Here is a 19,862-nt window from a genome sequence, read left to right on the forward strand (position 1 = left end):
GCCAGAGGGCGCGGACGCTAGGGGCCTACGACCTCGGTACGGTGTACCGACGTCGCTGCCCTCAAATCGCCCTCGTCAGCGACCTCGTCGTCCTCGTCGTCCTCATCATCCTCGTCCATCCAGGCCTCAGGCTTGGCCCAGAGCCCGCTCACGAACGGCATCAGACCGCGGGGCATCGTGAGTACCACCACGAGCAACACGATCCCGAGTGCTGCGAGTCGAACCTCCGGTAGGTCTTGGAGCTGCATCTGCACGAAGGACAAGAGCAGAGTGCCGATGATCGGTCCCACAACGGTTCCCAGTCCCCCGACGACGAGCATGGTAACTACGAGCGTCATGGGGCTCAGCCCCATGAGAGTCGGTGAGGCAACAGTGAACACGTTGGCATAGAGCGCCCCAGCGACCCCAGCAAGAAAACCGGAGATCGCGAATACAAGCATCTGGTACGTTTTCTGCCCGATCCCACGCGCGGAGGCAAGCGCTGGATTGTCGCGCATCGCAATCATTCCGTTTCCCAGCGGGGATCGGACGAGCACCAGCACGATCAGTGTGGTCACGACCGCGACCGCACACGCGACCCAGTAGTTTAAGCGCAGTGCCCCGTCGCCCGTGAACCCGAAGCCTTGGAAACCGGACAGGCCATAGCTGCCCCCGGTAACCCCTGACTGATCCGCAACGATCAGAAGCCGGACCACCTCTGCGAACCCGAATGTCAGTAAGGAGACATAGATGCCGCGGAGCCGCAGTACCGGGATGGAGAGCAGCAGTGCAATTCCCCCGGATACGCAGCCGGCGATCACGAGCGATGCCCACGCGGGCACCGGTAAATAGATCGTGATCAGGGCTGCCGAGTAGGCTCCCAAGGCATAGAACCCCAATTGGCCAAAATTCCAGACTCCGCCGTAGCCCAGCACCAGGTTCCAGCTCTGCGCCAGCGTCAGCGTGATCATCGCGAGGGTGGCCGCGCTCACCCAGCTTCGGTCGGGCGCAATGAGTGGGAACAATGCCCCCACAAGGAGCGCAACGACAACCAGGAGCGGTCGCGGGCGCGGCCAACCCATCGTGCGTGCGTCCCAGCGGGGAATGCCCATCGCCGTTCGGCTGTGAACTCGCGTGCTGTCGGTCATAGCCTCGCCTCCTGCGGCTTTCCTGCAATTCCGTAGGGGCGCACAATCAACACCACTACGATCAGTGCGTAGAGCACCGGCATCGCGTAGGTCGAGCTCCAGAAGATGGAGACTGCGGCCTGCACGAAACCGATAATGTACGCGGCGATAATCGTGCCTCGGGTGCTCCCGAGACCCGCGAAGATCGCTACGATGAGTGCCTGCAGCATGGGGAGTTCTCCCATGGTTGGTGACACAAAGTACACCGGTGCGAGTAGCACACCAGCCAGCCCAGCGAGCCCCGCTGCGAGCCCCATGGTCAGCACGTATGCGCGTCGTGCGGGGATACCCATCAGACGCGCCGCGTCCAAGTTCTGGGCAACCGCAACGATCGCTAGGCCGTAGCGAGATCGACTCAAGAAGAGCCCGAGCGCCACCAGAGTTCCGATAGCGATGCCCGCGGTCAGAATTTGATGCCAGGTGATCGAGACGCCAGCTGCAAGTTCCAACCGCCCGGGGAGCAGGGCTGGGAAGTCCTTTTGTCGCGGCCCGTAGAGGAGTTGCACCCCGCTCTGCACAATCGAGGCGATCGCAAACGTCGAGATAAACGCGGTCATTTCAAAGTCCACGCCTGCACGCCCCACGAGCCGACTAATGCCGACCCCATAGCTCAGCATCCCGAGCACAAAGGTCACGAGCACGGCAAACACCATGGCGATCCACGGGGACACCCCAGTGCCGTTGACCAGCGCCCACGCGGCCACGCCGCCCACCATCACCATCACACCCTGCGCCATGTTCAGCACACGGAGCGTGCCGTAGACGAGACTCATCCCGATCGTAATCAAGGCGAGCATTGATCCCTGTACCAGGGCGCTCACCAGGGTTTGGAGGAGAAGATTCATTCTGCCACCCCCAAATACGTCTCGCGGATCGCGCGCTCGTCGAGCAGGTCGCTCCCGCTCCCCGAACGCACGATGACACCGTTTTCAATGAGGTGAATATCGTGCGCAAGGCTCTGTGCTCGATGGATGTTCTCCTCTACCAACAGCACGGTCATTCCGCTCTTAACGATGCGCTGGATCTGGTGGTACACCTCATCCACGATGACCGGTGCGAGCCCCAGGCTCGGTTCGTCAATCATGATGAGTCGCGCATCGCCCATGAGCCCACGACCGATCGCGAGCATCCGTCGCTCACCGCCAGAAAGGGTCCGCGCGCGCTGAGTACGACGCTCATGTAGCCGCGGAAAGATTTCGTACACTTCATCAATACGCTCGCGCGCGCGCTTCGCCGCGCTGCGGGTGAACGCACCAAGAATAAGGTTTTCCTCGACGGTCATATCGGGGAACACGAGATCACCCTGGGGCATGTGGATCAGGCCGTGCTCCACGATTTTTTCCGCCTTCACGCGCGTGATGTCGGTGCCATCAAACGCGATCGTTCCGGACCGAACCTTCAGCAACCCGCTGATAGCCCGCAAAAGCGTAGTCTTGCCATGGCCGTTCGGACCAACGAGTGCGGCACATTCCCCTCGCCCAACTGTGAGACTGATTCCCTGCACGATCACCGTTGAGCCGTATCCTGCGACCACATCAGTGAGTTCTAGCATTATGCTTGCTCCTTTCGTGCGATGCGGTGAGCCGCCGTCGTTGTGGCTTCCTCCGCGGAAGAACCGAGGTACACCCTGACCACTTCAGGGTCACTCATAACTTCACCGGGTTCGCCCTGGCGGAGCGTGCGGCCCTGGTCCATGATGAGCACTCGATCAGCCAGAGCCATCAGCGCCCGCATTACGTGTTCAATCAGCACAATTGTGATGCCCGAGCTATTGATTCGTTCCAACAGCCGCAACAATGCTTCGATTTCCTCATCGGTGAGGCCGCCAAACGGTTCATCCAGGAACAGCATCGTCGGAGAACTCGCAAGAGCCGAGGCGATCATGAGCCGTTTCTTGTCGTAGACAGGCAGTGGCCCCGAGATCTCCGCGGCGCGATCGCTCAGGCCCACAAATTCGAGCGCTGCCTCCGCGCGGTCCCAGACTTCGGGATCCCGGCTCAGGCTTTTCCACCAGGGCTTCCCCGATCCAAAGTGTGCGCCGACGATCGCGTTCCCCATCACCGTCTCGCTATCGAACACTGAGGGTTTCTGAAAGGTCCGAGTGATCCCGAGGTGACAGATCTCGTGAATCGAGGATCGCGCTATCGGTGTGCCCTCGAACAGGACTTCGCCGCTCGTGGCCCGGACCATACCGGTAATCACATCGAACAGAGTAGTTTTTCCTGCGCCGTTGGGCCCGGCGATCCCGAAGATCTCACCGCGTCGCACTTCAAAACTCACCCGATCAACCGCTGTCAAACCGCCGTATCGCTTGGTCGCTGCGCGGACCTCAAGCTGCACGTCACTCATGCGCGTACTCACAGCCACTTCGGCAGAACAAAACTGCCCTTGCCATAGGGGGCCGGGGAGAACAAAACCTGTTCGCCGTCTTGGATCTGGTACGTGAGGTGCGGCATGCCGAGACTCGGATCATCGGTGGCGTCCGGATAAGGAATTGCGGTACGGTCCTCAACGCCGAAGCGATAGGTCCCGACCACGCCACGGAACGTGAGCGCGGAGACGGCCTGCGAAACAGCGTCAAAATCGTAGGGGTCTCCGGCTCGCGAGGCTGCCTGGGCCCACAGTCGCACGATGTCGTATTGCGCACCAGACTGGCTCAGTCCGGCTTCAGTCCCATAGGTTTGCAAATATCGCTCACGGAATGCGAGCCCCATCTCATCAGGCAAGGTCCCGATCGTTGTCGACCAGACCACGCCGTTTGCGGCATCTCCCGCAAGATCGATGTACTCAGGCACGCTCGGACCGTACTGCTGATATAGCAACGAGGGGGTGGGAGCTGTCGCAAACTGCTTCGCGAAGCTCGCAAGGTCACCCGCGAGATAGTCGGTTACAAAGATGAGTCCGGGTGGGTTGTTGCGGATCTTGGAAAGCTGAGGCCCCCAATCAGCGTTGGGAACCGACACCTCCTCGTACATCGTGATATCCCAACCCATGTCGCGCAGCCCCTGCTGCATCACCGTGGCGATCGAAATCGAGTACGAATCGTTGCTCGAGATCACGGCAGCGCTCTGTGCGGAAGGCACCCAGATACCCTTGTCAATCCATTCCTGCATGAGCTGCAGGAAACCACTTGCGTACCACGGCTCCGTTGGGCAACACTGGAAAATATTCGTCATTCCATGCTTCACGACATAGTCTGTGTTCTCCTGCAACGTATTCGTGTGGAAGAGCGGAACACCTGCCTGCGCATACGTGTTGAATTCCACCGATGTGGCTGTGGTGTAGCCACCCGATGCCGCGGCAATCTTTTCCCGGGAGACCAGTCTCTCTGCCACTTGAATGAAGTTTTCAGGGGCTTGATCCGCGATGTCTCCGACCACGAGTTCGACAGGACGACCCAGCACCCCACCAGCGGCATTGATGTCTTCCACTGCGAGTTCAGCTCCACGAACCATCTCCTGTCCGTCGCCCGAGTAGGGGCCGGTCACGGGGGCTACGATGCCAAACTTGATGGTTTCGCCTCCCCCAGCGGCGGCAGCGGTTCCCGCGCGTCGAGGGGACATGAAAAAGCCGCCGGCTCCGCCTGCGAGGAGACCAGCTGCTCCCGCGATCCCGATTCCCCGGACGAGATCGCGCCGGGTCACACGCTTCCGCTGAGGCGTGGGGTTCGGTGTTGCCTCACTCATATACACTCCTTCGTGCAGGTTTGCCGGCGCCAACGAGATGGTGCTGGGCCGCAGTGCTGTCAAACACTCACGCTAAGGGAGCCCAGAACACGGGTCATGCGTCATTTGACGGATTCACGGCACCAGGGTCGAGCCATCCAGGCAGCGTGAACGCAGCGATGTCACCAAACGGCGCGGGATCGAGCAGTGTGTGTTCCCCCGATTGGATCTGATACACGAGGTGGGCTTGACTCAGCGCCGCGTCCGGAGTGGTGTCCGGGTACAATTTGGGGGCCTGCCCCGTCTCGCCGAAGTAATACACACCGTTGACCCCGCGGTACGGCCAGCGTCGCAAATAGCGCACCACATCAGACGTGTTTCGGGCGTCAACTGACGACCACGCGGCCGCCAGCATCCGTACTTGGTCATACACGGCTCCCGCGATCGACCACCCCGGATCCTGCCGGAATTTGGCGCGATATTGGGCGCGAAACCGTCCGCCGAGTTCGTCATCGTAGGTACCGGTGGTCGTGGACCAAATCACACCGTCGGCACGCTCGCCGAGCTCGCGCACGAAGCCCGGATTCGATGGCGAGTAGATCCCGTACACGAGCGCGGGTACCTCGCGGCGAAGAAAAGCCTCGTGGAACGCGACAAGCTCACTGTCAACGTAGTTCGCGATCAGAATCACGTCGGGGTCTACGGCAGCTACGGTGTCCAGGACCGCATCCCAATCGGTGTCCCCGACAGGTGTCGCAATAGACTCCGTCACGTTCCATCCCGCAGCGTTCGCCTGTTCTCTAAACAGCGGCGTCGCCACGTTCATACTCTGCGACGGCATTTCTAGCGGCACGATGACACGGCTTCGCGCGGACCAGCTCCCGGCCCGCTCAAGTTTCTCAAGGAGCCTCAGCATCCCAGCTCCGTAATAGGTTTCTGACGCACAGGTCTGAAAAATCATGCCGAATTTCCAGGGCTCCTGCTCCGCACGCCGAACGTCGGCTTCAAAGGTCGCCGTGTGCAGGAACGGCTTCCCGTATCCGGCGATCTCCTCCATAAACTGAGGATGCTCCGCGCTCACGTAGCTCGAGATAATTGCGTCAACGTCGGCTGCGAACAATCGATGTAACGCGGAACGAATATCAGGCCAATCGAACGTGCGGACGATTTCATGGATGGGCTCAATCAAACGCCCACCAATCCCGCCCTGTTGGTTGATCTCGTCCACCGCGAGCAATGCACCATTCAGCGTCTGCTCGCCGTCGGATGAGGCATGGTCAGGGACGACGATTCCCAGGCGAATAGGAAGTCTGGTCATGACATGCGTACGAATCGGGAGGTGCCCACGATCCAGCCGCCGGTGAACAGCGAGTTCGAGCTCCGCGACGCCAATGCCCCCCTCGTTGGGCACGCCCCCGGGGAGAGGCAACCGCAGCAGGCCGAGGTCAACAGCGAGCGCCGCTAGACCGCCGCGGGAGCTCTGTCCGAGCTTTTCGAGCAGGCGCTCCAGTTGGCTGGAGACCGTGCGTGCGGAGGTTCCCAGGCGCTCAGCAACGCCCCCGTTCGTGAGTCCAAGCGCAACAAGAGTCAGCACGTCCAGCTCTCGGACCGTGATCCCGCGGGGCATTTCCACGCGCTCGATGCGCGCGCTGACTCGATCCGCCGCCGCGCTGAATGGGCCGTGAGCGCCCTCCCGTGCGAGCTGCACGTCTAACCAGTGCTCACCATCGCGCCATAGGAACCTCAGTGACGGCCGACCAATCAACAGGAATGCCTTCGCATAGGCCCAAATCTCCTGCGGAACCTGCTGCGGCAAGACTTCTTCTGGGGTATCCGCCGTAATTGTGCGTTCAAGCGCCTGATCCGCCATGTGCGTTCTCCTGGTTTTCCGCAACCCCTCACTGACCTGCACCGTCAGGTGGCGAGGAATCCTCCGTCAGCGGCCAATGCGACACCCGTCACGTATGAGGAGGACCGGCTGATGAGATAGTAGCAAGTCTCCGCGATCTCATCCGGTGTTCCGGCGCGCCCCAGGGGCAACCGTTGTGTGAGGTCTCCGATGGGAACGTCGGTCCCCACAACAAGCCCCACATTCAGCAGGTTCACCCGCACCCCGAATGGACCCCACTCGACAGCAAGCTGTCGAGTCATCCCGGCGAGCCCCGCCGCGGCCGCGCCCGGAGAGACCCGCGGTAGTCCTGCGATCCCGCGACTCGCTGACGCATCTCCGAGGAACACGACCGCGCCATCGTCAACCGGCGCACCGCCGCGAAGACGCAGCATCTCGCGGACCCCTGCTTGCGCGAACACGAACGCAGCACCCAGCTGCCGCTGCACGTCTCGCCACCCAGCCACCGACTCCGTCACTGCCGAGACGGCATGGTCAATGTGAGTCGCGTACACAAGTGCAGCTGGAGGGCGTCGCCACTGCGACGTGAGCTGAGACAGCACGGATTCCACGCCGTCCGGATCACTGGGACTGAGCTCGTGACACTGCACCGGGAGCGCCCCGAACTCCTGCAGTGGAGTTGCTCCAATGAATGCAACGCGCCAGCCCTTCTCGATCGCGAGGCGCGCGAGAGCGACAAGTACCGGGCTGGCATACCCTGACAGCACGAGACCAGGACTGTCTTCACACTCACTCACGCGAACGTCACCCCTCCGCTCACGGAGACCTTTTGACCTGACACGTATGCACTATCCCGCCCTGCCAACCAGGAAATCGTCGCGGCCACGTCATCGGGTGTCCCGTGGCGACCGAGCGGTACCTCTGCACGAAGCTCGGCGTACCGTTCTGCCGTGGTAATTCCTCGCTCACGTGCTTGAAATTGGACCTCGTCAGCGTGCATTGGCGTCAGAATATACCCGGGGGCGACAGTGTTGCTGGTGATCCCGACAGCCCCGAGCTCAAGCGCGAGCACGCGCGTCAGCGTATGGATGGCACCCTTGCTCACGCAGTAGGGCGCCCCGCCAGCCACAGGCTCGTCACCAAACAATGAGCCAAGATTGATGACCCGACCGCTCGGGGACTGCTGTAATAGCGGCGCGCACTCCTGAATCAGCGCGATGACGGCCACCACGTTTACCTCGAGCGTGTGGCGAAGGTCGGCGATATTCAGTTGGGCAACTGTGGCTGATTCGCCCCCAGTTGCGGCATTGTTCACGAGGACGTCCAAGCGTCCAAATGAAGCCATCACGCATTCCCGAAGCTGAGCCCGGATCGCGGAATCTGCCGTACTCCCCACTACTGCGATAGCGCGCCCCTCGGCAATTTCTGCGGCAAAGAGCCCCTCCAAGCTTGCAGACAGGTCACACAGCGCCACCTTGAACCCGTCCTCGAGGAGCCGCCTGGCACACGCAAGACCGATACCGGATGCGGCGCCTGTGATCACGGCAACGGGCGCGGAAATGGAGGATCGGGACGGGGCGACGGCTGGCATGGACGGAGATCCTCCTCAGTGGGTGGGTACTGGTCCCTACTTTCGCGCGCAGCCACCCGCTGGGACATCGGTCAAATGACGTATGCGAGATCACGCCACACATCCCGCGCGTACGTCGAATGACGCATGCATCGGGTCTGACCGCCGCCGCACAATGGGGACTGCCCCGGGCAAACTGGCCCGGGAACTGCGATGAGTGAGGAATCAACGATGAACACGCTCCAGTGGACGCTCAGTATCGACGCAGGCGGCACATTTACCGATGCGATCGCGCGCCGCGCAGACGGGGAGATCAGGGAAGCCAAAGTGGCATCCACTCCGGACGATCCCTCGCAGGGTCTCCGCAACGCGGCAGCCGCGCTCGAAGCGCTGGGAGTCCCCCTCTCGGAAACCGCTTTGTTGTGCCACGGCACCACGGTCGCAACGAATGCCACCCTGACCGGAAATCTCGGCAGGGCCGCCCTCGTAACAACCGCAGGGTTTCGCGATGTCCTCGGCTATCGACAGCAGAACCGCCCAGATGTCTACAGTTTGAATCCGACGCCCCCCGCTGAGTTGGTCCCGCGGGCGCTCAGATTTGAGGTTCCAGAGCGACTTGATTCCGCCGGCAACGTCCTCCTGCCCGTCGATGCGACGGCCCTTGAGCGCGTGATCGCGCAGCTGCGCGCTGCCGATCCCGAATCGATCGCGGTCTCGTTCCTGTTCAGCTACCTCAACGATGCGCACGAGCAACAGGTCGGTACAGCGCTGCGCGCGGCGTTCCCCGACCGCCCGGTGACCCTTTCTTCCGAAGTGGCACGCGAATTTCGTGAGTATCCTCGCACAGCGACCACAGCGATCAATGCGGCTCTGCGTCCTCTCGTCGAGCAATACCTCAACCGTGCCAGCACCGCTCTACACACAGCTGGAGTGGAATCCCCACTCCTCGTCATGCAGTCCAATGGCGGCAGCGTCCCTGCGGCCCGCGCGGGTGCGGAGGCTCACCGGCTCGTGCTCTCAGGACCGGCCGGAGGCGTGGCCGGTCTCGCGGCTCTTGCGGAAACACTCGATGAGCACAATCTCATTAGTTTGGACATGGGAGGAACGTCGACAGATGTGTGTCTCCTTCGCAACGGCACCATCCCTTTCACCACGATCCAGGAGGTGCAAGACCACACCTTGCTCGCTCCGACAGTCGATATTCATACGATCGGTGCGGGTGGGGGCAGCATTGCGTGGCTCGATGCCAGCGGGAGCCTGAAAGTCGGACCCGCGTCCGCGAAGGCGGTTCCTGGACCTGCATGTTACGGACGAGGCGGGGTTGAGCCCACCATCAGCGACGCCCACGTGGTGCTCGGAACGCTCGGCGCGGGCGAACTCGCTGGTGGGTTGGTCATCGATCGTGATCTTGCGGTGGCCGCGGTCGAGCGTGTCGCCACCCCTCTCGGTCTGACTGCGGAAGAAGGAGCTGAGGCGATCCTCGCGATCGGGCTCGCTCACATGATCCGTGCGGTCCGAAAGGTGAGCGTCGAACGCGGGCTCGACACCCGAGAGTTTTCGCTCGTACCGTTTGGCGGAGCAGGGCCGCTCCACGCAGGCATGATGCTGCAACACCTGTCACTCAAGAGCGTCATCGTTCCTCTTCGGCCCGGATTGTTCGCAGCAGACGGCCTTCTGGTCGCGGGCCTCCGCCTCGACCGCTCTCAGACCGTGCTTCGCGACGCAAACGTGGCGGGTGCACCAGAGCTGCGCACGTGGTTCGACGAGGCCGCGGCCGAAGCACTCGTGCAGTTCTCGGAGGACGGTATCGACTCGGACGCTGTCATCACGACAGCCAGCGCCGATTGCCGGTACCGGGGTCAGGGTTTCGAACTCAATATTGCGTTGCCAGATTGGGAACAGGCCACCATTGCGAGCATCCCCGAGCGATTCCATGCGGCACACGAGGAGCGGTACGGACACGCAAACACTGCGGAGCCGGTGGAGATCGTGACCGTTCGCCTGTCCTCAACTGGCACCGTCAACCGTACTCGAGATCGGGCCATTCCGGTACGCAGCGCGGAACTCCCCTCCGCAGCAGTCGTCACGTCTCGGAGCGTCCTTCTCCCCGGTTTTGGGGCGACAAACACGCCCATCATCGATCGCGCTCAACTCCTCCCCGGCACTGAGTTCATGGGCCCCGCGATCGTTCAGCAGATGGACGCAACCACAATCATTCTTCCCGGCCAGCACTGCCGCGTGGCCAGCACTCTCGACATCGTCGTCACAGCCCCCGGAACGAAGGAATCACGATGATTACACCACCACTCGATGCGGTCACGTTTGAGGTCGCCTCAGCAGCGCTGCAGTCCGCAGCAGAAGAAATGGGCAGCGTACTCAAACGCTCGAGCTACAGTCCGATCATTCGCGACATGGACGACTTCTCATGCGCGCTCTTCTCCGCGACCGGCGAGCTTGTTGCCCAGGCAGACTACATTCCCGCGCAGCTGGGGGCGATGTCGCTCGTAGTGAAGTCCATCCGTTCGCGGTGGGAGGGCAGAATCCAAGAGGATGACGCCTACATCTGCAACCACCCCTATATGGGCGCGATGCACTTGCCCGATGTGAACATTGTGATCCCGATCTTTTCTGAAGGAGAACTCATCGCTTGGGCAGGAACAGCCGCACACCACATCGATGTGGGCGGGGTGAACCCCGGCAGCGAAGGCCCAGAGCTCACAGAACTGTACGGTGAGGGGGTCGTCCTACCTCCGATCCGATTGTCGATCGCCGGCTCCGAGAACGAGGACCTGGTCGCACTCCTCACCGAGAATTTCCGCGACCCCCTCTCCACGCTCAGCGATTTGCGAGCTCAACGCGCCTCGTGCAGGCTCGGGGAGGAACGCGTTCATGAACTTGTCCGCCTGTACGGCCGAGCTGAACTCCTCGCGGTGATGGACCGAATGCTCGACACCGTCGAGACAACGGTCTCGCGACTCCTCGCGCAGCTCCCTGACGGCGTGGGAGAGGCGGAGGGAGCGCTCGACGATGACGGGCTCGGCGGACCCCCTACCCGCATCCATGCACGAATCGAAAAGCACGGAGACCGGCTCAGTATCGACCTCTCCGGTTCCGATCCGCAGACCGCCGGCGCAATGAACATTCCGTGGGCGAGCGCACGTGCCGGACTCGTGTACGCGGTCCGATGCGTCGTGGCCCCCGGGCTCAACTCCAACGACGGCCTACTCCGCGCGCTCGACATCGTTGCCCCCGAGGGAACTGTTGTCAACCCACGCCCTCCCGCCGCTGTCTCCATCCGGCATAATTCATGTCAGCGGCTTGCAGATACCCTCATTCGCGCAATGCAGGAGATCTGGCCGGATCGCGCCGTAGCCTCCAGCACGGTCACCTTCTTCTGCTTCAACGTTGGATCCACCCACCCCAGGACGGGTCGGCCCTCGGTCATGGCCGATGTGGTGGGTGGGGGAACCGGAGCGACGCCATTCAGCGACGGTATCGACGGCGTCGACACCTACATGTCGAATGTGGGCGTGATGCCCACAGAAGTTGTGGAAACGAACTATCGCATTCGCGTCAAGCGAACCGAATTCCGACCCGGCTCACAAGGCGTGGGCGAGTATCACGGGGGCTTGGGCCTGATTCGTGAATACGAGATCCTGGGTCACCCCCAGCACGCGACGTTCTACGCGGAGCAGACTGACTCTCGGTTCGCGCCAGAGGGGGCCAACGGAGGTGGTCGCGCACTCCCCACACAGATCACGGTGTTTGGTCCTCACGGGGAAATCGTGGATCGTCCTATGAAGACTTCCCGCGTACTCCCGGTGGGATCCGTGGTGCGCGTCGAGACATCTGGTGGCGGCGGATACGGCGACCCGGAGCGTCGGAGCACCGCGCTTTGTGAACGAGACCTGCGCGACGATCGTCTTGGCAGCTCCGCGGCCGGGGCCATCCGATGACCGAGTGGCCCGGGGGGCACCGATACGCAGCAACACTGAGCTTCGACTTCGACGCGGAAGAAGTGTGGATCGGCGAGAACCCCGCACACGCGTCCGCGCCTGGAATCCTCTCTCAGGGAGCCTATGGTCCCCGCGTCGGCGTGCCTCTCATCTTGAATCTCCTCGAGCGTACCGGGATTCGCGGGACATTCTATGTGTCTGGGAAAGATGCGATTAGACACCCTGATTCGGTTCGCAACATCATCGCTGCCGGACACGAGGTCGCCCATCACGGACACTCCCATACGTCTCCCACCGCGCTGCGTCGCACCGAGGAGGAGCTCGAACTGTCCCTGGGGCTCGAAACGCTCCGGTCCCTCGGCGCTGAGGTCGTGGGTTACCGCTCTCCGTCTTGGGAATTTACTGAACACACTCTCGACCTGCTGGTCGCCGCGGGGTTCGAGTACAGCTCAAATCTCCTGGACCATATTCTCCCCTACCGACATGCATCCCATGATCTGGTTGAGGTGCCCGTCTCGTGGCTCCTCGACGACGCACCCCACTTCTGGTTTGCAAACGACACTTGGGAAAAGACCATCCGATCCACCCGCGAAGTGCTTGAGGTCTGGCTCCCGGAAATCGACGGGATCGCCGCACTTGGTGGACACGTGATGCTGACAGCGCACCCGATGATTTCGGGCCGTCCTTCACGCCTCGCAATGCTAGAGACGGTCATCGGCCATCTCGCGGACACGGGGGCATGGATCGCGACAACTCGGGAGGTCGCTGACTACGAGCGTGAGAACGGCCCACTCAGCCTCACCATTGGAGACAATCGATGATCAATGAGCCCGCAGCGTCCGCAGCAATCTCACCGCACTATCCACGGATTCGTGTGAGCGGGACGTCCCAGGAACGTTCTCGGCGGTACGGAAGCGCCGCGGCTCCCATGATTCGAATCATTCGCGCGGGTTACGAGCGCGCGTTTGCGGCACAAGGGATCTCCTGGGCATCCGCAGTTGCGACGGCCCGATCGTACCTTCCCGCGCTCACACATCACCTGCCGCACCTCCTCGAAGAAATCCGCGGAATCGCGACCGGATGTGGCCTCACCTTCGATGAAATCCTCACTATCAACTGCCGGACTGAGATCCTCAACGGGGCGACGGCCGCCCGGGGGCGCACCGTCCACTCCGGTGAATGCACTTCCTTTGCGCTCGAAGGTGATCGAACAGCTGTAAGAACCCCCGTGATCGGTCAGAACTGGGACTGGCTGGAGTGTCTCCAATCCGGCATCATTGTGCTGGAAGTCGAACGCGCAGACGGCCAGAACTACGTCACGCTCGTGGAGGCGGGGCTCCTCGCGAAAATAACGCTCACCGCTTCCGGACTCGCCATCGGAGTCAACACGCTGGTGTGCTCGCTAGACGGTGAAGCGCGCGGAATTCCCTTCCACTTCCTACTCCGTGCGCTCGCGGATGCGGACCACGTCTCCGGGGCACTGGAAATCTTGGCAAAGCTGCCCCGTGCGTCCTCCGGCAACTATCTCTTCGCGAGCGCGGACGGCTCTGTCCTCAATGTGGAGACTTCGCCGGGCGACGCACGTGGCCTAACACCGCAGCCCAGCCACAATGGGGCCGTAGTACATACGAATCACTTCCTCGCTCCGATCGCTGGCGGCCACGATCTCGCCCCCGCCGCTATGCCAGACAGTTTCGTTCGGCTCGGACGCATCACCCGCTCGATACAACGGCCCTCGGCACCGTTGGAGCAGGGAGACCTCAAGATCGCGCTCGCCGATCATACGGGGTATCCCAACTCGATCTGCTGCCACCCGGATCCAACCGCACCGCCCGAGAGTCGGTGGAAGACACTCGCCACCGTGCTTTTGCAGCCGATCGAGCGAGCCCTCACCTACGCAGGAGGCCCAGCCTGCGAGCAGCTATGGGAGTCACTCGACTATTCAGATTTCCTGAAGCAAAAGTGAGGATTTTCCATTCTCCGAGTCACAACTCTTGTGTCCATTTTTAGCCTGTATTCCCCTCTTCGGGGAACATGAACATGACAAGAAAAGACACAGGAAGATCACGATTCCGCAACATGGGGGTCAGAGTGAGATATGCTCAGTCGCAAGACCAGTAATGCCGAACGTTGGGATTCACCAGCAAGTTTTGTCCGTCGCAAACACGCGGCACAGCTACCAGTCTCCACGTCGGCGCCGTCGCCGTGGCACCCCGGCCGCTTTTCGCGGCCAGCAACACAAAGGAAATACAGTATGGCCACCGGCACCGTAAAATGGTTCAACTCCGAAAAGGGCTTCGGCTTCATCACCCCTGACGACGGGGCTTCCGACGTCTTCGCACACTTCAGCGCGATCCAGGGCAACGGCCGTCGCGACCTCTTCGAAGAGCAGCGCGTCGAGTTCGACATCGAGCAGGGCCCCAAGGGCCTGCAGGCGAGCAACATCCGCGCTATCTAAGTTCCTCACGTCGATGACTGGAGCCTTTGCGCTCTGAGCATCTACAGTTTTTGAACTGCGCGGTGAGTACTCACCACTCGGGGGAGGTCAGCCAATCGGCTGGCCTCCCCCGATGCTTTGCGCGACTCTTTTGTAGAGGTACGACACCCCGTTCGACACTCGCAGGCCCGGGCCGTTACAGTTCGGAGCAGCCGGTCCACTCCGTGGTGGACGCCTCGCCCCACCACATCGGGCGCGGGGAGGCACGCTCACCCTGAGAGGGCCGCATGTCATCGTCGACGTATCCGCATCTGCTTGCTCCACTCGAGGTGGGGAGCCACACGCTCCCCAACCGCGTGATCATGGGGTCCATGCACCTCGGCCTCGAAGAGGTACCCGGCGGTTTCCCGCGTCTGGCTGCGTTCTACCGCGAGCGCGCCCGCGGCGGTGCTGCCCTGATCGTGACCGGCGGGATCGCCCCGAACGAGGAAGGGCGCTTGACGCAGGGCTCGGCGTTGCTTCGCAGCCTCGACGAGGTTGCTGAGCACCGACTCCTCACGAGCGCGGTGCACGAGGAGGGCGGCCGGATCGCCCTCCAGATCCTGCACGCCGGGCGATACGCCGCGCATCCCGAACTCGTCGCCCCCAGCGCGATCCAGGCGCCCATCAACCGATTCACTCCGCGAGAGCTCAGCGAAGGCGACATCGAACGCACGATCGACGACTACGTGCGCACCGCACAGCTCGCCCGGGAAGCCGGCTACGACGGCGTCGAGATCATGGGCTCCGAGGGGTACCTGATCAACGAGTTCACCGCACCCCACACAAACCACCGCACGGACAAGTGGGGCGGATCATTCGCCGGTCGCTCCTGCTTCCCCGTGGAGATCGTGCGCCGCGTCCGTGAGGCCCTCGGCCCCGATTTCATCGTCATCACGCGCATCTCCATGCTTGATCTCGTGCCGAACGGATCCACTCCGGAAGAAGTCGTGCAGCTCGCTCAGCTTGTCGAAGCGGCGGGGGCAAGCATGATCAACACCGGGATCGGCTGGCACGAGGCACGCATTCCCACGATCGCGAGTTCCGTGCCGCGGGGTGCCTTCGCGTGGGTGACCAAGCGACTCATGGGTCAGGTCTCCGTGCCCCTCATCACGACGAACCGGATCAATACGCCCGAAGCCGCCGAGCAGGTGCTCGCCGACGGCGCGGCCGATCTTGTCTCGCTCGCGCGCCCCTTCCTCGCAGACCCGGACTTCGTACGGAAAGCCGCAGCGGGAACACCAGAGCGCATCAACACCTGCATCGGCTGCAACCAGGCGTGCCTCGACCACACCTTTGCCGGAAAACTTGCCTCCTGTCTCGTGAACCCGCGTGCCGGACACGAGACCGAGCTCGTCATTTCCCCCACCCGACGTCGCCGCCGGATCGCGGTGATCGGGTCCGGGCCCGCCGGCCTCGCCTGTGCCACGACTGCCGCCGAACGCGGACACCAGGTGACCCTCTTTGAGCGCGACTCCCGCATCGGCGGTCAGCTCAATGTCGCGCTCCAGGTCCCCGGGAAGAGCGAGTTCACCGAGACGCTCCGCTATTTCGGGGTGCGTCTCGCCGAAACCGGCGTCACACTCGAGCTCAACACCACCGCCACCGCGACCGACCTCATCGCTGGCGGCTTCGATGAGATCATCCTTGCCACGGGGGTGCACCCCCGCCTTCCCGACTTCCCCGGCCTTGATGACCCGCGCGTCGTCACCTATCTTGACGTGCTCCGCGACCGCGTGCCTGTAGGGAAACGAGTTGCCGTGCTCGGTGCCGGAGGCATCGGCTTCGATGTTGCCGAGTTCCTCACGGAGCACGGCACGGAGGACCCCGCCGACGTACCCGGCTTCCTCTCCCACTGGGGTGTCGACCCCGACGCCACCACGCCCGGTGGGCTCGCCAACCCGGACCCCGGCGCACGGCCCTCCGCGGTCGCCTCGCCGCGCAGCGTCGTCATGCTGCAGCGCAAAGAGGGCAAACTCGGGGCCGGACTGGGGAAGACGACAGGCTGGATCCACCGCACCGAACTCGCACGACGGGGCGTGCAGATGGTGCCCGGAGTCGAGTACCGGGGCGTTGACGCGGACGGACTGCGGGTCGTCGTTGCGGGGGCAGAACAGACTATCCCTGCCGACACGATCGTGCTCTGCACGGGGCAGGACCCGGCCCGGGAACTCCACGCGGAGCTCGCCACGCTCGGTGTTACGGCCCACCTCATCGGCGGGGCCGACGTCGCGAGCGAGCTGGACGCAAAGCGCGCCATCGACCAGGGCACCCGCCTCGCCGCAAGCCTGTAGGTCGGGTCGCGCCCACCAAAAGCCACTCTCGCACCTTCGCCACGCGAACACGGTGCGAAATTGGCACCTCGGAGGGATTTGCGGGTCCAGGCCTGCGGGTGCGGGCCTGCGGGTGCGGGCTTGCGGGTGCGGGCTTGCGGGCCTGCCGGTGCAGGCCCGCAGGTGCTGGCTTGCGGGTCCAGGCCTGCGGGTGCGGGTGCGGGCTAGGCGAGGATCTCGCGGGCCTGAGCCAGCGCCGCAGTAACGGTGTCCGCGAGGCGGTGTCGCCCGGCACCGAGCTGCGCCCAGTGCCACACCGCGGCCACGAGTGCCGCAGCGTAGCCCGCGCCGATCACGTCAGCCTGAAAGCCGGCCCCGGACCCCGGTGCAGACCCCGGTGCGGACCCCGGCGCAGACCCCGGCGCAGACCCCGAAGCCGTACCTAACCCGGACCCAGCGGCGATGCGGGCGGCGACAGCCTCGGCCAGGCGGAGCTGCCGCTCGGCGCGCCCCGTGGTGAGCTCAGCTTCGACGCCCATCGTGCGGGCGTCGACAATTGCGAGCGCCAACGTCTCGGGCGGCGGCCCTGCCGCGAAGCCGTCGAGCGCCTCCGCGAGCGGGATTGCAGGTTCGGCGAGGGCAGCGAGCACGGCCGCAAGGTGCTGGTCGAACACGAACCACAGGATGTCGGACTTGCCGGAGAAGTAGTTGAAGAAGCTCGAGCGACTGACCCCAGCACGGCGCGTGATCTCGGTCACCGAGGTCGCCTCATACCCCTGTTCAAGAAACAGTTCGATCGCGGCGTCGGCGATCGTCTCATGGGAGGAGGCGCGAGGGCGCCCGCGGGTCGGAGTGCTCACCTGTTCACTCTATCCCTGCGCGCCGCGGGACCCCGGGAATAGCGTAAGCTCTTCTTTGTTGCACTCAATCTAGAAACAATTCAAGCGCGGGTGATCCGCGCGCATACTCGCCGCGCTTACTCGCCGGCCTCATTCACGGGAGTCGCCGCATCATGCCCCACACCCCCGGTGTCACACCTGACGCCTCCGAAGCTCCGGTCCCGCCGATCAACGCGAGCACGCCCCGCACACGCGCCCGCGCACTCACGCTCAGCGGCCTCGCGGCACTCGCCGGTGCCGCGGCGCTCACGCTCACGGCGTGCGCAACACCGGGCGCGGGCGAAGCCGGCACCACGGGCACGCCCCAAGACGGCGGCACGCTGGTGTACGCGACCGGCGACGCGGAGCCGACATGCCTGGACCCGCACGTCGGCGGCAACTACCCGCAGGCCCTGCTGTCCACGCAGTACCTTGAGCCGCTTGTCGGCCGCGACGCAGCGGGCAAGATCACGCCCTGGCTTGCCAGCAAGTGGACCACGAGCGAGGACGGCCTGACCTGGGACTTCACTCTGCAGGAGGGCGTCACCTTTACCGACGGCACGCCGCTCGACGCTGCAGCGATCAAGACAAACGTCGAACACCTGCAGGATCCCGAGACGCAGTCCTCCACAGGGTACTTGGCGATGGCAAAGGTCGCAGAGGTCGAGGTCGTGGACGACACGCACGCCCGCTTCCATCTCTCCGCTCCTGACGCGGCATTGCTTGAGTCCCTGAGCCAGCAATGGACGGCGATCCAGTCCCCCACCGGCATTGCCCGCGGCATGGAGGCCAACTGCCAGTCCCCCATCGGCACCGGCCCGTTCATCGTCGAGGAGTGGACGCCGCAGCAGAGCGTCTCCCTGGTCCGCAACGAGGACTACCGCACGCCCGGACCCGAGGCCGATCACGAGGGCGCAGCCCACCTCGACGGGATCGAGTGGCGCTTCATTCCCGATGCCGCCACCCGCTACGCGGCGCTCGCGTCCGGCGAGGTGCAGGTCATCGACAACCCGTTGCCCAACGACATCGCTGGGGCCGAGGCCGCGGGCATTGCGCACATCGACGCCCCGCGCCCGGGCTCCGTCAACCGCATCGAGCTGAATTCCGCGCAGACACCGTTCGACGACGTCCGGGTGCGCGAGGCCTTCATCCGTGCCGCCGATCCGAGCCCCGGCATCGAGTCCCTGTACCGCGGTACCGCGACCCGCTCGTTCTCCCCGCTCGCGAGCACCGAGCCCGCCGCGACAAGCGCCGAGCAGCTGTTCGCCACGGACGCGGACGCGGCTGCGAAGCTGCTCGACGAGGCCGGCTGGACCGAGAAGAACAGTGACGGCGTTCGCACGAAGGACGGGAAGGCCCTGACCGTGCGCTTCCCCGTGAGCACGAACCAGTCGGTGGCCGCAGAGCAGTCGCTGTTCGAACAGATTCAGGCGAACACCACTGCGGTCGGCTTCGATGTGCAGCTGGAGCCCGTTGACCTCTCCAGCTGGTACGCGGCGCTCGGCGCGAACGAGTACGAAGCCGTGAGTGCCCCGTACACCAAGGTGGGTCCGGACGTGCTGCGCATCCTGTACCACTCGGACGGGATCGTCCCGGCCCCGTCCGGCTACTTCGCGAACCACGCTCAGCTCGCGGATCCTGAACTCGACGCCCTGCTCGACAAGGCCTCGGACACACTGGATGAGGACGCGCGCACGAAATTGTACGCCGACGCGCAGCAGCGCATCCTCGAGAGCTTCACGGTGCTGCCGCTCTATGATCAGCAGAACCACTTCCTCACGAAGGACGTTGCGGGCGTGACGACCCTCGGGACCGTGGCGACACCGACCTTTGTGAACGCGCAGCTCACCGAGTAGGCCGCGGCGGCTGTCGCACGAGGCGGTCCGGGCCGAGAGTTCGCGGCCCGGACCGCCGAACGCGCGCCGAACAACAACAACAACAACAACAACAACAACAACAACAATCCCACGACGAGCACGAGCACAAGCACAAGCACAAGCACAAGCACAAGCACCCAGAGAAAGGGCCA

The 19,862-nt window shown here is 63.5% G+C and carries 16 protein-coding genes; 7 read left to right on the forward strand and 9 right to left on the reverse strand.

The window, feature by feature from the left end; all coding sequences use genetic code 11:
• Nucleotides 1–17: 17 nt before the first annotated feature.
• From FM113_RS00360 to FM113_RS00395, 8 genes are all read right to left on the reverse strand, one after another.
• The gene (locus FM113_RS00360; RefSeq protein ID WP_087010340.1) at nt 18–1,127 is read right to left on the reverse strand and encodes a branched-chain amino acid ABC transporter permease; all 1,110 of its coding nucleotides are present in this window, start codon (nt 1,125–1,127) and stop codon (nt 18–20) included.
• Nucleotides 1,124–2,011, reverse strand: coding sequence for a branched-chain amino acid ABC transporter permease (locus FM113_RS00365; RefSeq protein ID WP_087010341.1), 888 nt, complete (start codon nt 2,009–2,011; stop codon nt 1,124–1,126). The genes FM113_RS00360 and FM113_RS00365 overlap by 4 nt, the downstream gene beginning before the upstream one ends.
• On the reverse strand, nt 2,008–2,718 hold the full coding sequence (locus FM113_RS00370; RefSeq protein WP_087010342.1) for an ABC transporter ATP-binding protein: 711 nt from the start codon (nt 2,716–2,718) through the stop codon (nt 2,008–2,010). Before FM113_RS00370 ends, FM113_RS00365 begins: the two co-directional genes overlap by 4 nt.
• Nucleotides 2,718–3,515: an ABC transporter ATP-binding protein gene (locus FM113_RS00375; RefSeq protein WP_087010343.1), complete on the reverse strand. Its 798-nt coding sequence runs from the start codon at nt 3,513–3,515 to the stop codon at nt 2,718–2,720. The genes FM113_RS00370 and FM113_RS00375 overlap by 1 nt, the downstream gene beginning before the upstream one ends.
• Nucleotides 3,516–3,523: 8 nt before the next feature.
• Entirely contained in the window at nt 3,524–4,852 is a 1,329-nt protein-coding gene (locus FM113_RS00380) for an ABC transporter substrate-binding protein (RefSeq protein ID WP_087010344.1), read from the reverse strand.
• Between the two features lie 94 nt (nt 4,853–4,946).
• Nucleotides 4,947–6,701, reverse strand: coding sequence for an ABC transporter substrate-binding protein (locus FM113_RS00385; protein WP_087010345.1), 1,755 nt, complete (start codon nt 6,699–6,701; stop codon nt 4,947–4,949).
• 44 nt (nt 6,702–6,745) lie between these two features.
• A complete protein-coding gene (locus tag FM113_RS00390; RefSeq protein WP_176387019.1) occupies nt 6,746–7,477 on the reverse strand; it encodes an SDR family NAD(P)-dependent oxidoreductase in 732 nt (243 codons plus the stop codon).
• Complete coding sequence (locus tag FM113_RS00395; RefSeq protein ID WP_087010347.1) at nt 7,474–8,271, reverse strand: SDR family NAD(P)-dependent oxidoreductase; 798 nt, start codon at nt 8,269–8,271, stop codon at nt 7,474–7,476. The genes FM113_RS00390 and FM113_RS00395 overlap by 4 nt, the downstream gene beginning before the upstream one ends.
• Nucleotides 8,272–8,481: 210 nt before the next feature.
• Here FM113_RS00395 and FM113_RS00400 point away from each other — a divergent pair, with 210 nt between their 5' ends.
• From FM113_RS00400 to FM113_RS00425, 6 genes are all read left to right on the forward strand, one after another.
• Nucleotides 8,482–10,545 carry a hydantoinase/oxoprolinase family protein gene (locus FM113_RS00400; protein ID WP_176387020.1) on the forward strand — a complete coding sequence of 688 codons (2,064 nt, stop codon included), beginning with the start codon at nt 8,482–8,484 and terminating at the stop codon, nt 10,543–10,545.
• Nucleotides 10,542–12,206: a hydantoinase B/oxoprolinase family protein gene (locus tag FM113_RS00405; RefSeq protein WP_087010351.1), complete on the forward strand. Its 1,665-nt coding sequence runs from the start codon at nt 10,542–10,544 to the stop codon at nt 12,204–12,206. Before FM113_RS00400 ends, FM113_RS00405 begins: the two co-directional genes overlap by 4 nt.
• Nucleotides 12,203–13,027, forward strand: a complete 825-nt coding sequence (locus FM113_RS00410; protein ID WP_087010353.1) for a polysaccharide deacetylase family protein — start codon at nt 12,203–12,205, stop codon at nt 13,025–13,027. Before FM113_RS00405 ends, FM113_RS00410 begins: the two co-directional genes overlap by 4 nt.
• The gene (locus FM113_RS00415; protein ID WP_087010355.1) at nt 13,024–14,172 is read left to right on the forward strand and encodes a C45 family peptidase; all 1,149 of its coding nucleotides are present in this window, start codon (nt 13,024–13,026) and stop codon (nt 14,170–14,172) included. The genes FM113_RS00410 and FM113_RS00415 overlap by 4 nt, the downstream gene beginning before the upstream one ends.
• A 288-nt stretch (nt 14,173–14,460) precedes the next feature.
• Nucleotides 14,461–14,664 carry a cold-shock protein gene (locus FM113_RS00420; protein WP_025133079.1) on the forward strand — a complete coding sequence of 68 codons (204 nt, stop codon included), beginning with the start codon at nt 14,461–14,463 and terminating at the stop codon, nt 14,662–14,664.
• Nucleotides 14,665–14,930: 266 nt separating this feature from the next.
• Entirely contained in the window at nt 14,931–16,976 is a 2,046-nt protein-coding gene (locus FM113_RS00425) for an NADPH-dependent 2,4-dienoyl-CoA reductase (protein ID WP_087010357.1), read from the forward strand.
• Between the two features lie 203 nt (nt 16,977–17,179).
• Here FM113_RS00425 and FM113_RS00430 read toward each other — a convergent pair whose 3' ends face one another.
• A complete protein-coding gene (locus FM113_RS00430; RefSeq protein WP_087010359.1) occupies nt 17,180–17,815 on the reverse strand; it encodes a TetR/AcrR family transcriptional regulator in 636 nt (211 codons plus the stop codon).
• A 152-nt stretch (nt 17,816–17,967) separates the two neighbouring features.
• Between FM113_RS00430 and FM113_RS00435 the strand changes: the two genes are divergently transcribed.
• The gene (locus tag FM113_RS00435; RefSeq protein ID WP_087010361.1) at nt 17,968–19,689 is read left to right on the forward strand and encodes an ABC transporter substrate-binding protein; all 1,722 of its coding nucleotides are present in this window, start codon (nt 17,968–17,970) and stop codon (nt 19,687–19,689) included.
• Nucleotides 19,690–19,862: the final 173 nt, after the last annotated feature.

The organism is Leucobacter sp. 7(1) (assembly GCF_900163635.1).
Classification (GTDB): Bacteria; Actinomycetota; Actinomycetes; order Actinomycetales; family Microbacteriaceae; genus Leucobacter.